Origin of the sequence: Pseudomonas sp. PDM20, assembly GCF_014852575.3 — a bacterium.
GTDB lineage: Bacteria > Pseudomonadota > Gammaproteobacteria > Pseudomonadales > Pseudomonadaceae > Pseudomonas.
The window spans coordinates 2469221-2481716 of record NZ_CM181224.1; the positions used below are offsets into that span (position 1 = coordinate 2469221).

Here is a 12496-nt window from a genome sequence, read left to right on the forward strand (position 1 = left end):
GGCGGAGCTCCGAGGCGGGAGTCCGCCAGCATAGACGCTCAGTGCGCCGGGCGTGCCGGCGGCATGCGCCGACGGTGGATGCGGTAGAACTGGTAGAGCACGCCGACCACCAGCACCAGCAGCGCGACCAGCACCGCCGTCTGCACCGGCGGCGAATCCGGGCCCTGGCCGATGGGGCTGGACGGCGGCAGGCGCGACAGGGATTCGTTGAGCGTGGGGATCATCATCAGGAAGAAGCTGAAGCTCATCGCGCCGGTTTCCACGTATTCACGCAGCCCGCCGAGCGCGCTGATCCGCCGCGCGTAGCTGCCTGCCGCGATGGCAATCAGGCAGAGGATGCCGATGGCGTGGCCGGCGTTGAAGCCGCCGGTGCTGGACAGGCCGAAGGCCGTCAGCACGCCGAGGATCATTCCGTAGACATACCAGCGTCCGGCCGGGCTGCGCGGATCGATGCGCCCCGCCTGGTAGAAAGCCCACAACCCGGCAACCAGTGGTACCAGGCTGATGGCGGTATGCACGATGCCCAGGGTGGAAAGGGGATTGGCCATGACGAACGCCTCCGCAGTGAGCACAGGGACGCCACGCATCCACGAGCTGTGCCTGGGCACGGAGGGGCGGGTGTGTTGTCAGGTTAGACGCAACCCGCGTGGGGGCAGGGTTGCGCCGAGCCCAGCCGACGAACGTCACGCCCGCTTGTTGAGCCAGCGCGCGAGGCGATCTCCGCCGAACTGGATCAGGGTCACCAGGGCGACCAGCAGGATGATCACGGTGAGCATCACCTGGGTGTCGAAACGCTGGTAGCCGTATCGGTAGGCCAGGTCGCCCAGGCCGCCTGCACCGATGGCGCCGGCCATGGCCGAGGAGTTGATCATGGTCACCAGGGTGATGGTGAAACCGGCGACGATGCCCGGTCGTGCCTCGGGCAGCAGCACGTTCCAGATGATGTGCCGGGGCTGGCAGCCCATGGCTTGGGCCGCTTCGATCAGGCCGTGGTCGACCTCGCGCAGGCTGACCTCGGCGATGCGCGCGAAGAACGGCGTCGCGGCGATGGTCAGCGGCACGACTGCCGCCCACACGCCGTAGCTGGTGCCGACTATCAGCCGGGTGAAGGGGATCAGCGCGACCATCAGGATCAGGAACGGGATCGAACGCAGCACGTTGACCACGCTGCCCAGGCCCTGGTTGACCAGGCGCGCCTGGAAGATCCCCCCGGGCCCGGTAGTGACCAGCACCAGGGCCAGCGGGATGCCCACCAGCAGGACGATGGCCGAGGACGCGCCGATCATCAGCAGGGTGTCGAGCAGGCCTTGCAGCAGGCGATCAGGCATGGGTGAGCACCTCCAGCCTGTCGGCTACATCGCGGGCACGTTCGAGCAGTTGCGGGGCACTGGCGGCGGGTGCTGCGACGCTCAGCAGAAGCCGGCCGAGGGCGCGGCCCTGGATGCGCTCGATGCCGCCGTGCAGCAGGCTGATGCGGCTGCCCAGGGCCTGGGCGATGGCCAGCAGGTCCGGCTCCTGTTCGCGTACGCCGGTGTAGTGCAGGTCGAGGATCATTTCGTTGTCCGAGGGATGCTCCAGCCGTGCCAGCAGGTCAGGCGGCAGGTGCTGTTGCAGCGAGCCGAGCAGGGTGCGGCTGACCTCGTGCTGCGGGTTGCCGAAGACTTCCCAGACGTCGCCCTGTTCGACGATGCGCCCGCGTTCGAGCACCACCACGCGGTCGCAGATTTCGCGGATCACCGCCATCTCGTGGGTGATCAGCACGATGGTCAGACCCAGGCGGCGGTTGATGTCGCGCAGCAGCGCGAGGATGGCCTGGGTGCTCTCCGGGTCCAGCGCCGAGGTGGCCTCGTCGCAGAGCAGGATTTCCGGCTGGTGCACCAGAGCGCGGGCGATGCCGACGCGCTGCTTCTGCCCGCCGGAGAGTTGCGCCGGGTAGGCGTGGCGCTTGTCTTCCAGCCCCACCAGCTGCAGCAGCTCGTCCACTCGCTCGGCGATGCGCGCCTTGGGCACGCCGGCCACGCGCAGGGGCAGGGCGATGTTCTGCGCCACCGTCTTGGCCGACATCAGGTTGAAGTGCTGGAAGATCATGCCGACGCGACGGCGCAGGCCGACCAGTTGCTGGGCGTCGAAGGTGCCGATGTCCTCGCCATCGATCAGTACCTGGCCGACGCTGGGTTGTTCCAAGCGGTTGAGGGTGCGGATCAGCGAGCTCTTGCCGGCGCCGCTGCGGCCGATGATGCCGAACACTTCGCCACGGCGGACGGCGAGTTCGATGTCGCTCAGTGCTTCCACCGGGCCGTGGTGGCCGGCGTAGGTCTTGCCCAGCCCGCGCAGGGCGATGTGCTGGGTGGCGAGTTCGAGATTGCGGTTGAAGCTGACCATGGTGGGGGCCTGTTCGGTAGTTCGGAGCGGGCGCCTTGCCCTCTCCCTAACCCTCTCCCTGAAGGGAGAGGGGACTGGTTCGGTGTGTTCGGCAATTGCGGTTCTTGCCGGAGATTTCGGCGCGGCCGGAACGTAGGGCGCATAACCTGGAACAGGTTATCCGCCGGCGCCTGCGCGGCGGATAACGCTGACGCGTTATGCGTCCTACGAAATAGCGCGCCAGCGGTGATGCTGGCGCGTTTACTGCCAGCCCGGCTGGTAGAGCGAACCGTGGGCCTTGTCCAGCGCGGCGCGGACCTGCGGCGAGTGCTGGTAGAGATCGACGAATTTCTTCAGCTTGCCGTCCGGGTCCTTGTAGTCATCGCGGGTCACGAACTGGATGACGTACTCGCGGTTCTCGATGCCATCGAACAGCAGCGCGCTGTTCGGATCGAGGGTCCCGGCCAGGCGGATGTAATGCGGGTAGCCCTGGGCGAGATCGACGTCGTCCAGCGCGCGGACCAGCTGCACGGCCTCCAGCTCGATGATCTGGAGGTGTTTGGGGTTGGCCACGATGTCGTCCAGTGTCGCCTTGTAGCCGACGCCATCCTTGAGCCTGAGCAGCCCGGCCTTCTGCAGCAGCTGCAGGCCACGGCCGCCATTGATCGGGTCGTTGGCGATGGCGACCTTGGCACCCTCGGGCAGGTCGGCGATGGCCTTGTATCGGGTCGAGTACAGGCCGACGTTGTTGATGATCCCCGGCGCGAACGCCTTCAGGTGCAGGCCGCCCTCGCGGTTGGCGTTCTCCAGGAAGGGCGTGTGCTGGAAGTAGTTGGCGTCGATGTCGCCGTGGTCGAGGGTGATGTTCGGTGCGTTCCAGTCGGTGAACTCCACCAGCTCGACCTTCAGGCCCTGTTCGGCGGCTTCCTTCACCGCCACTTCCAGCGGTGGGGCGAAGGCGGCGGTGGTGCCCAGGCGCAGGGTGTCGGCGGCCTGGGCGAGGCCGGCGGCGAGGAGGCTGAAGGAGAGCCCGAGGGCCAGTTTGAAGCGTGCATGCATGGCAACGAATCCTTTGTGATTTTTTAAGCCGATCGTCAAAGCGAGAAAGCTGGAGTCGCTCCAGTGGCGGTTGCCTGGCGAAAGCCTGCGCCGACGTGCCGCGCGGGCAGTCGGGCGCGGCCGGCGCCGAAGAGTTTTTCCCGCAGCGTGCCGTCCGCGTAGGCGGTCTTGTAGGCGCCGCGGTTCTGCAGTTCGGGTACCACGAGGTCGATGAAGTCGGCGTAGCTTTCCGGCTCCACGGTGCGGGTAAGGTTGAAGCCGTCCAGACCGGCCTCGTTGATCCAGCCCAGCAGCTCATCGGCCACCTGCAGCGGGTCGCCGACCAGCGTGGTGTAGCGGCCGCCGAGGGCGAGCTGTTCCAGCAACTGGCGCACGGTGGCGTCGGTGCGGGCGACGGTCAGCGCTTTGGTGGCGGACTCGATGGCGTTGGTCTTCTCGTAGCGGATCGGCTCGTCCAGTGCGTAGCGCGAGAAGTCGATGCCGGTGGTGCTGGCGAAGTGTGCAAGGCCGGCCTCGGCACTGGCGAAGCGGCGGTATTCGGCGAGCTTGTCGCGGGCCTCGGCCTCGGTCGGTGCGACGATGACGTTGATGCCCATGAATACCTTGATGTCGTCCGCCCGGCGGCCGGCATCCACCGCCGCCTGACGGATGCGCTCCACCAGCACGCGGGTGGCCTCGCGAGTCTGCGCCGAGACGAACACGCACTCGGCGTGGCGTGCGGCGAAGGCCAGCCCGCGATTCGACGCACCGGCCTGGAACAGCAGCGGCGTGCGCTGCGGCGACGGCTGGCTGAGGTGGTAACCCTCGATGTCGAAGAACTCGCCGTGGTGGCGGACCTTGTGCACCTTGGCCGGCTGCGCGTAGATGCGCCGCTGGCGGTCGGCGACGACGGCATCGTCTTCCCAGCTGCCTTCCCAGAGCTTGTAGAGCACCTCCAGGTATTCGTCGGCGCGGTCGTAGCGACGGTCGTGGTCGATCTGTCGGTCCTGGCCCATGGCGCGGGCGGTGCTTTCCAGGTAGCCGGTGACGATGTTCCAGCCGACCCGGCCGTCGCTCAGGTGATCCAGCGTGGAGAGTCGCCGGGCAAACGGGTAGGGCGCTTCGTAAGTGAGGTTGGCGGTGATGCCGAAGCCCAGGTGCTCCGTTGCCCCGGCCATGGCCGAGACCAGCATCAGCGGGTCGTTCACCGGCAGCTGGATGGCTTCCCTGGCGGTGAGTTCGATGCCGCTCTGGTAGACGTCGTAGACGCCGAGGATGTCGGCGAGGAACAGGCCGTCGAACAGGCCTTTCTCCAGCAGGCGGGCGAGGTCGGTCCAGTGGCTGAGCTTGTTGAAGTCGCTGGAGCGGTCGCGCGGATGGGTCCACAGGCCGTGGTTGATGTGGCCGACGCAATTCATGCTGAAGGCGTTGAGGAGGATCTGCTTCTGGCTCATAGGGTCCCCCGGCGCGGCGGCAGCTGGTCGTTGAGGTAGTAATTGCCCACCGCGAAGTACTTCCAGCGCGCCGGGTCGTGCAGGGTGTGCACGCGGGCGTTGCGCCAGTGGCGGTCCAGGCCCAGCTCGGCGAGGCTGGCGCGGCTGCCGCCCAGTTCGATCAGCTTGGAGCCGGCCAGCAGCGAGACCTCGGTGGTGATCGCCCGCGCCTCGGCCACGGCGATGGAGGCGGCGGCGACGCTCTCGGCGCTTGGCTCGGCAGTGGCGGCATCGAGCACGCGGCCCGAGCGATCCAGCAGCGCTTCGGCGGCGTGCAAGCGGATTGCCAGGCGGCCGATTTCATTGATCGCCAGCGGATCGTCGCTGGCCTTGTCCACGCCCGCGTCGATCCACGGCCGCGCCTTTTCGCGCAGGAACACCAAAGCATCTTCATAGGCGCCACGGGCGATGCCGACATCGATGGCGGCGTGGAGAATCTGTGCGAAGGGGCCGACCGTGGTCGGACGCTCGAAGGCGCTCTGGAACGGCACGATGTCGTCCTCGCCCACCGGCGCGCCAGCGAACACCACGCTGCCGCTGCCGGTGGTGCGCTGGCCGAAGCCGGACCAGTCGTCGATCACCTCCACGCCCTGGCTGTCGCGCGCGATGAAGGCGAACTGCTGGACGCCGTCGTCATCGATCACCAGGGTCGGAATGCGCTGTGCGTAGAGCGCACCGGTGCAGTAGAACTTGCGGCCACGGATGCGCAGCTGGCCGTCTTCGCGCTTGAGGCGGGTGGTGCGCTCGTGGGCGGTGCGCGTGCCGATTTCTGCCAGCGCGTTGCCGAAGCGCACGCCGGCCAGCACTTCGGCGAACAGGCGGGCTTTCTGCTCTTCGCTGCCGTTCACCCGCAGCAGTTCGACGGCGTAGAAATGGTTCTGCGGAATCTGCCCCAGCGAGCCGTCGGCGGCGGAGATGATCGCGATCACGCGGGCCACCGTGACGCGGGAAACCCCGGCGCCGCCATGCTCGCGCGGCACGGTGATACCCCACAGGCCGGAGCGGCTGAAGCGCTCCAGTTCGTCGATCGGCAGGCGCCGCTCGCGGTCACGGGCGATGGCGTCTTCGCGGAAGTCGGCGGCCAGGGTACGGGCGACGTCGAGGGCTTCGTCGTCGCTGCGGATGATGTGGATGGGGGCGATCTGTGCGGGAGATTGTACGAGGCTGTTCATCGGCGCTCCTCAGATCCAGGAATGACGCGCGGGGCGTGCGCCGTTGAGGTGGTAGGCGCCGACCGCCTGGACCTTCCAGCGCACCGGGTCGTGCAGGGTGTGCACGCGGGCGTTGCGCCAGTGGCGGTCGAGGTTGAATTCGGCAAGGGTGGCGCGGCTGCCGGCCAGCTCGAAGAGTTTTTCGCTGGCGGCCAGGCTGACCTCGGTGGTCAGCACCTTGGCCTCGGCCACGGCGATGGAGGCACGGGCGGCGGACTCGTCGTCGATGGGGCGTGCGCTGACTTCGTCGAGCACATGGCCGGCGCGCTCCAGCAGCGCCTCGGCGGCGTGCAGTTCGACCTGCAGGCGGCCGATCTCGGCGATGGTGAAGGGCTCTTCGCTGGCCTGCTCGACGTTGGCGTCGATGAAGGGACGGGTGCGCGTGCGGATGAAGTCGATGGCATCTTCAAGGGCGTTCGCCGCGATGCCGGCATCGATGGCGGCCTGGATCAGTTGCGAGACGGCACCCTGGATGTTCGGCACGTCGGCGAGGCGGCCGTTGTGGATCACCAGCGAACCGGCAACGGGGGCATTGTCCAGCAGCACGGTGCCGCTGGCGGTGGTGCGCTGGCCGAAGCCGGACCAGTCGTCGACGATGCGCAGGCCTTCCACGCCGCGCTCGACGAAGCCCATGACCGCGCGGCCTTGCTCGTCGATGGCCTTCACCGCGACCCAGTGGGCGAACAGCGCGCCGGTGGAATAGAACTTCTCGCCACTGACGCGGAAGTGCTCGCCGTCGCGCAGCAGCCGCGCCTTGAGTTCGAGGGTGTTGCGGGTGTTGCGTTCGGGGCCGGCATTGCCGATGCGCCGGCCGTTGAGTACGCCGCCGAACAGCACGCGCTTCTGCGCGTCGCTGGCGACGTTGTCGATCACGTTGAGCAGGCCGAACTGGTTCTGCGGAATCTGCCCCAGCGCCGGGTCGGCGGCGCAGATCACGCGGAAGACTTCGGCCACGGTGGCGTAGGAAACCTGCGCGCCGCCGTACTCGCGGGGAATGCTGATGCCGCCCAGGCCCAGGGCGGTGAAGTGCTCCAGCTCGCGCCAGGGCAGTGCGCGCTCGCGGTCGCGGGCGGCAGCGCCGGGTTTCGCCAGGCGGGCCACTTCGTGGGCGGCGTCGATGGCCTGGGCGTCGTTGTCGATGCGGCGCGCCGGGAGTTGCCGGGGCGCCTGGTCACGAAGGTCCTTGGGTGCGGATTCGTCGGTCATGCGGTTTCCTGTGTTGACGGAGCATCTCTTCTTAGGGGCGAGCTTGCTCGCGAACGACACCCGCTGCGGGCAGGGTTCGCGAGCAAGCTCGCTCCTACAGGGGAGAATCGGTGCTTAGAAGGCGGGAGCGATCTCACCCTTGTAGCGGGTCAGGATGAACTGGCGGACCTCCGGCGAATTCAGCACCTTGGCCAGCTTCTGGATGCCCGGGTCCTGGATGTTGTCCGGGCGGGCGACGAGGAACTCGGCGTAGAGGTCCTTGCCTTTCTCCACGATCAGCGCGCTCTTGGTGTCGATGCCGGCTTCCAGCGCGTAGTTGGCGAAGATGAACGCCAGGTCCACCTGCTTCACCGCGCGGGCCAGCAGGGCGCCTTCCAGCTCACGAATCTTCAGGTGTTTGGGGTTGTCGATGATGTCGCGCTCGGTGGACTGCGGGTTGCTCGGGTCCTTGAGCTTGATGAGGCCGCTCTCGGCCAGCAGCACCAGGGCGCGGCCGGTGTTCACCGGGTCATTGGGGATGGCCACGCTGGCGCCGTCGGGCAGCTCGGCAAGGGACTTGTACCTGGTGGAGTAGGCGCCGAAGGGCTCGATGTGGATGCCTACCACCGGCACCAGATCGGTGTGGCGGGTCTTGTTGAAGTCATCGAGGAAGGGACGGTACTGGTAGTAGTTGGCGTCGAGGTTCTTCTGCGCAAGTTGCAGATTGGGCTGGATGAAGTCGGTGAAGACCTTGATATCGAGGTCGACGCCTTCCTTGGCCAGTTCCGGTTTGACGAACTCGAGGATCTCGGCGTGGGGCACCGGGGTGGCGCCGACCACTAGCTTCTCCCCCGCGTGGGCGGAGAAGGCGACGACGGCCGCCAGAATGGCGATGGCCTTTTTCATGGGTGTTGCTCCTTGGCAGTAGTGGGTGGGCCGTCGTGGTGTGGACGTGGGGCCTTGATGGCAGCGGGGCCCGGCTGCCGGCGGGTGGATCGCAAGTGCCGCTCCCGGAGGGGGAGTGGGCGGGGAATTCAGCGCCGGGTGTAGCGCGCCACGAGACGGTCGCCGCTCATCTGCAGGGCCTGCACCAGCAGGATCAGCAGGGCGACGGTGATGATCATCACGTCGGTCTGGAAGCGCTGGTAGCCGAAGCGGATGGCCAGGTCGCCGAGGCCGCCGCCACCGATCACGCCGGACATCGCGGTGTAGTCCACCAGCACGATGGCGGTGACGGTCACGGCGGCGATCAGCCCAGTGCGCGCTTCCGGCAGCAGGGTGTGCCAGATGATCTGCCAGGTGCTGGCGCCCATCGCCTGGGTGGCTTCCACCAGGCCGCGGTCGACTTCGCGCAGGGCAGTCTCCACCAACCGCGCGAAGAACGGCGTGCAACCCACCACCAGCGGCGGAATCGCGCCGGCGACGCCCAGCGAGGTGCCGGTGATCAGCGTGGTGACCGGGATCAGCACGATCAGCAGGATGATGAATGGCAGCGAGCGCAGCATGTTCACCACCACCGACAGAGCGCGGTACAGGCCGGGCCTGGCATGCAACTGGCGCTTGCCGGTGAGGTACAGCAGCACGCCCAGCGGCAGCCCCAGCAACACGGTGAAGGCCAGTGCGCCGCCGAGCATGGCGAGGGTGTCCAGGCAGGCCTGGGCGAGATCGTGCCAGTCGAGGTTGCGGAACCAGCCGTCCATCAGGCGCCACCTCGTCTGAGTTTCGCCGCACGGTGCGGCGCGCGCAGGCGATCGCCCTGGCCGAACAGCTTGTGGCGCAGGGTGCCTTGTTCGTACTCGCGCTTGAACAGCCCACGCGCCTGCAACTCGGGCACCAGCAGGTCGACGATGTCGACGAAGGTCTCCGGCGCCACCAGGCTGGAGAGGTTGAAGCCGTCGACGTCGGTTTCCTCGACCCAGGCCTGCAACTGGTCCGCCACGGTCTGCGGCGAACCCACCAGCAGCGGGCCGTCGCCACCCAGGGCGCAGTAGTCGGCGATCTCGGCTGCGGTCCACTGGCGCTCCGGGTCGGCAGCGCTGAAGGCGTCCACCGCGGACTGGATCGCGTCGCTCTGTACGTGGCGCAACACCTGATCCGGCGCGTACTGGCCGAAGTCGATGCCGGTCCAGCCGGAGACCAGCGCCAGGGCGCCCTCGCGGTCGCTGTAGCGGCGGTAGTCTTCCAGCTTGGCCAGGGCCTCCGCGTCGGTCGGTGCGACGATCACGGTGAGCTGGTTCAGCACCAGCACGTCGCTCGGCTCGCGGCCGGCTTCCACGGCGAGGCGGCGCAGGTCGGCCACCTGGTCGCGGAGGATGCGCTTGGTCGGCGCGGCAACGAACACGCACTCCGCGTTGCCGGCGGCGAACGCCTTGCCCCGGCTCGATGCGCCGGCCTGGTAAAGCACTGGTGTGCGCTGCGGCGACGGCTGGCTCAGGTGGAAGCCGGGGACTTCGAAGTGCTCGCCCTTGTGCTCGATGGGGTGCACCTTGCGTGGGTCGGCGTAGATGCCGCTCGCACGGTCGGCGACCAGCGCGTCATCATCCCAGCTGGCTTCCCAGAGCTTGTAGCAGACCTCCAGGTACTCCTCGGCCAGGGCATAGCGCTGCTGGTGGTTGAGTTGCTGCTTCAGCCCCAGGTTGCGCGCGCCGCTGTTGAGGTAGGAAGTGACGATGTTCCAGCCGGCGCGGCCACGGGTCAGGTGGTCCAGCGTGGAGATACGCCGGGCGAAGGGGAACGGGTGCTCGAAGGACACCGAGGCGGTGATGCCGAAACCCAGGTGCTCGGTGGCCGCGGCCATGGCCGGGACCAGCTGCAGCGGATCATTCGCCGGCACCTGCGCGCCGGCGCGCAGGGCCGCGTCGGCGTTGCCGTGGTAGACGTCATACACGCCCAGCACGTCGGCGAGGAACAGGCCGTCGATCTTGCCGCGTTCGAGGGTTTTCGCCAGTTCGATCCAGTAGTGGATGTCGGTGTACCGCGCGGCCTGCTGGTCGCGCGGGTGGCGCCAGAGGCCGGGCGAAAGGTGGCCGACGCAGTTCATGGCGAAGGCGTTGAGACGGATCTGCTTGCTCATCGCGCGTCCTCAGTTCCAGTCGTGGCGCGGCGGGCGCTTGTCGTTGAGCAGCCAGTTGCCGACCAGGTGGTACTTCCAGCGCACCGGGTCGTGCAGGGTGTGCACGCGGGCGTTGCGCCAGTGGCGGTCGAAGCCGTGGCGGGCGAGGGTGGAGCGGGTGCCGCCGAGCTCGAACAGCTTGTTCGAGGCCTCGATGGCAACCTCGGTGGTCAGCACCTTGGCCTTGGCCACGGCGACCGAGGCACGGGCCACGCTGTCTTCGTCCGGCGCCGGGCGAGCGGCGTCCATCACCTTGCCGGCGCGTTCCAGCAGGGCGTCGGCGGCTTCGATGCGGATGCCCAGTTCACCGATCTGGATGATGGTCAGCGGGTCGTCGCTGGCCTTTTCCACGCCGGCGTCGATCCACGGGCGCGCCTGCTCGCGGACGAAGGCGATGGTGTCGCGCAGCGCCGCGCGGGCGATGCCGGCATCGATGGCGGCGGTGGTGATCTGCGCGAACGGGCCGGCCAGGGTCGGCACGTCGTACGAGCGGTGCGTGGGGAAGACGTTGAACGCCGGTACGCGCAGGCCTTCCACCAGCACGGTGCCGCTGGAGGTGGTGCGCTGGCCGATGCTGGCCCAGTCGTCGACGATCACCAGCCCCGGCGTGCCGCGCGGGACGAAGGCGAGTTGGGCGTTGTTCTGTTCGTCCAGGCCGAGCACGCCGATCCAGTGGGCGTAGAGCGAGCCGGTGCAGTAGCCCTTGCGGCCGTCGATCAGCACGCTGTCGCCGTCGTGGCGCAGGCGGGTCTGGATGTCCTGGACGTTCTTGCCGCCAGTTTCCGACAGCGCGTTGGCGAAGCGGTTGCCCTTGAGCGCGAGATCAAAGAAGAAGCGCTTCTGCTCGTCGCTGCCCTGCAGGCGGATGTCTTCCAGCAGGCAGTAGTGGTTCTGTGGAATCTGGCCCAGCGAGGGATCGGCAGCGGAGACGATGGCGATGACCTCGGCGAGGGTCGCATAGGACACCTCGGCGCCGCCGAACTCGCGGGGCACGGTGATGCCCCACAGGCCGCTGTTGGAGTAGACCTCGACGACCTCGGGCGGGACGACGCGGTTGCGGTCGCGTTCGGCGGCGCCTTCGAGCAGGAACGCGGCGACCTTGTGGGCGACTTCGATGGCTTGTGCGTCGGAGACGATCCGCTGCGCGTTGGGTTCGCGGATGTCGTAGTGGGCGGATTCGGGGAGTGGGGGCATGGCAGTACAGCGACCTCGGCAGATGATTCGACCCGGCGTTCGGGTCTGACTGATGAGGTCATTGCACAAGCTGTGCCGTAAATTAAAACCCTTTGAATTCAATGGCTTGAATATTTTATCCAACAGTTTGGGCGCTGGGCACGCAGCAAAGTGTTGGGCGGGTGTTGCTGTAGCAACAGTGCTGGAGCAGCGATTGGCCTTGCGGGAGCGAAGCTTCTCGGCGATCAGAGTTCCCAGCCACACAGAGCATCAACGTAGGATGGCGTGGAGCGCAGCGATACCCATCAATCGCGATGCGCCCAGAGCGGGCTGGATATCGTGAGCATTCAGTAGGGCGCATAACGCGCCAGCGTTATCCGCCATTGTGGCATCGGCGCATAACCCTGCGCCCTACGTGCTACAGGTCAGGAGGCATGGGCATCAAAAACCTTCACGCCAGTTCCTGGCAGACGTCGATCCAATCCGCCGCCACCAGCTGCGCCATGCGCTGCGGTTCGATCCGCACTGCGCTGTGCACCGCGCCGGCCGCCGGCAGTACTTCGTCGAACGCCTGCAGCGACACATCGCAATACACCGGCAACGGCGTCGCCAGGCCGAACGGGCAGACACCGCCCACCGGGTGGCCGGTCAGGGCCACGACGTCCTCGGCACCGAGCATCTTGGCCTTGCCGCCGAAGGCTTCCTTGAGCTTGCGGTTGTCCAGCCGCGCGTCGCCGCGGGCCACCACCAGCACGGTGCGTTCGCCGACGCGCAGGGACAGCGTCTTGGCGATACGGCCCGGCTCCACGCCGTGGGCCTCGGCGGCCAGGGCCACGGTGGCGGTGCTGGTTTCCAGCTCGATGATGGCGATGTCGGGGGCCTTTTCGGCGAAGAAGGCGCGAACCGATTCCAGGCTCATGGGG

12 protein-coding genes are annotated in these 12496 nt (G+C 67.6%); all 12 read right to left on the reverse strand.

The features are described 5' to 3' along the window. Window positions 1-38 precede the first annotated feature (38 nt). The 12 genes from IB261_RS11525 to IB261_RS11580 all read right to left on the reverse strand — a co-directional run bounded on the left by IB261_RS11525 (window position 39) and on the right by IB261_RS11580 (window position 12492). Window positions 39-548, reverse strand: coding sequence for a hypothetical protein (locus tag IB261_RS11525; protein WP_225606126.1), 510 nt, complete (start codon window positions 546-548; stop codon window positions 39-41). A gap of 135 nt (window positions 549-683) precedes the next feature. After that, on the reverse strand, window positions 684-1328 hold the full coding sequence (locus tag IB261_RS11530; RefSeq protein WP_081516681.1) for a methionine ABC transporter permease: 645 nt from the start codon (window positions 1326-1328) through the stop codon (window positions 684-686). Then, window positions 1321-2382, reverse strand: coding sequence for a methionine ABC transporter ATP-binding protein (locus tag IB261_RS11535; RefSeq protein WP_192383039.1), 1062 nt, complete (start codon window positions 2380-2382; stop codon window positions 1321-1323). Before IB261_RS11535 ends, IB261_RS11530 begins: the two co-directional genes overlap by 8 nt. Before the next feature lie 240 nt (window positions 2383-2622). After that, the gene (locus IB261_RS11540; RefSeq protein WP_192383038.1) at window positions 2623-3420 is read right to left on the reverse strand and encodes a MetQ/NlpA family ABC transporter substrate-binding protein; all 798 of its coding nucleotides are present in this window, start codon (window positions 3418-3420) and stop codon (window positions 2623-2625) included. A 35-nt stretch (window positions 3421-3455) separates the two neighbouring features. Further along, window positions 3456-4853: an LLM class flavin-dependent oxidoreductase gene (locus IB261_RS11545; RefSeq protein WP_192383037.1), complete on the reverse strand. Its 1398-nt coding sequence runs from the start codon at window positions 4851-4853 to the stop codon at window positions 3456-3458. After that, entirely contained in the window at window positions 4850-6064 is a 1215-nt protein-coding gene (locus IB261_RS11550) for an SfnB family sulfur acquisition oxidoreductase (protein ID WP_192383036.1), read from the reverse strand. Before IB261_RS11550 ends, IB261_RS11545 begins: the two co-directional genes overlap by 4 nt. A 9-nt stretch (window positions 6065-6073) precedes the next feature. Continuing rightward, the gene (locus IB261_RS11555) at window positions 6074-7309 is read right to left on the reverse strand and encodes an SfnB family sulfur acquisition oxidoreductase (protein ID WP_192210842.1); all 1236 of its coding nucleotides are present in this window, start codon (window positions 7307-7309) and stop codon (window positions 6074-6076) included. Window positions 7310-7423: 114 nt separating this feature from the next. Further along, the gene (locus tag IB261_RS11560; RefSeq protein WP_192210841.1) at window positions 7424-8194 is read right to left on the reverse strand and encodes a MetQ/NlpA family ABC transporter substrate-binding protein; all 771 of its coding nucleotides are present in this window, start codon (window positions 8192-8194) and stop codon (window positions 7424-7426) included. Between the two features lie 128 nt (window positions 8195-8322). Beyond that, on the reverse strand, window positions 8323-8988 hold the full coding sequence (locus IB261_RS11565; RefSeq protein WP_151186665.1) for a methionine ABC transporter permease: 666 nt from the start codon (window positions 8986-8988) through the stop codon (window positions 8323-8325). Next, window positions 8988-10361 carry an LLM class flavin-dependent oxidoreductase gene (locus tag IB261_RS11570; RefSeq protein ID WP_192383035.1) on the reverse strand — a complete coding sequence of 458 codons (1374 nt, stop codon included), beginning with the start codon at window positions 10359-10361 and terminating at the stop codon, window positions 8988-8990. Before IB261_RS11570 ends, IB261_RS11565 begins: the two co-directional genes overlap by 1 nt. A 9-nt stretch (window positions 10362-10370) precedes the next feature. After that, complete coding sequence (locus tag IB261_RS11575) at window positions 10371-11594, reverse strand: SfnB family sulfur acquisition oxidoreductase (protein WP_192210838.1); 1224 nt, start codon at window positions 11592-11594, stop codon at window positions 10371-10373. Window positions 11595-12024: 430 nt separating this feature from the next. Then, window positions 12025-12492, reverse strand: a complete 468-nt coding sequence (locus IB261_RS11580) for a YbaK/EbsC family protein (RefSeq protein WP_045208063.1) — start codon at window positions 12490-12492, stop codon at window positions 12025-12027. Between the last annotated feature and the right edge of the window lie 4 nt (window positions 12493-12496).

Bases quoted from the DNA above. Each gene is read 5' to 3' on its own strand.
- IB261_RS11525 (WP_225606126.1), bottom strand. From the start codon at position 548: ATGGCCAATCCCCTTTCCACCCTGGGCATCGTGCATACCGCCATCAGC.
- IB261_RS11530 (WP_081516681.1), bottom strand. From the start codon at position 1,328: ATGCCTGATCGCCTGCTGCAAGGCCTGCTCGACACCCTGCTGATGATC.
- IB261_RS11535 (WP_192383039.1), bottom strand. From the start codon at position 2,382: ATGGTCAGCTTCAACCGCAATCTCGAACTCGCCACCCAGCACATCGCC.
- IB261_RS11540 (WP_192383038.1), bottom strand. From the start codon at position 3,420: ATGCATGCACGCTTCAAACTGGCCCTCGGGCTCTCCTTCAGCCTCCTC.
- IB261_RS11545 (WP_192383037.1), bottom strand. From the start codon at position 4,853: ATGAGCCAGAAGCAGATCCTCCTCAACGCCTTCAGCATGAATTGCGTC.
- IB261_RS11550 (WP_192383036.1), bottom strand. From the start codon at position 6,064: ATGAACAGCCTCGTACAATCTCCCGCACAGATCGCCCCCATCCACATC.
- IB261_RS11555 (WP_192210842.1), bottom strand. From the start codon at position 7,309: ATGACCGACGAATCCGCACCCAAGGACCTTCGTGACCAGGCGCCCCGG.
- IB261_RS11560 (WP_192210841.1), bottom strand. From the start codon at position 8,194: ATGAAAAAGGCCATCGCCATTCTGGCGGCCGTCGTCGCCTTCTCCGCC.
- IB261_RS11565 (WP_151186665.1), bottom strand. From the start codon at position 8,988: ATGGACGGCTGGTTCCGCAACCTCGACTGGCACGATCTCGCCCAGGCC.
- IB261_RS11570 (WP_192383035.1), bottom strand. From the start codon at position 10,361: ATGAGCAAGCAGATCCGTCTCAACGCCTTCGCCATGAACTGCGTCGGC.
- IB261_RS11575 (WP_192210838.1), bottom strand. From the start codon at position 11,594: ATGCCCCCACTCCCCGAATCCGCCCACTACGACATCCGCGAACCCAAC.
- IB261_RS11580 (WP_045208063.1), bottom strand. From the start codon at position 12,492: ATGAGCCTGGAATCGGTTCGCGCCTTCTTCGCCGAAAAGGCCCCCGAC.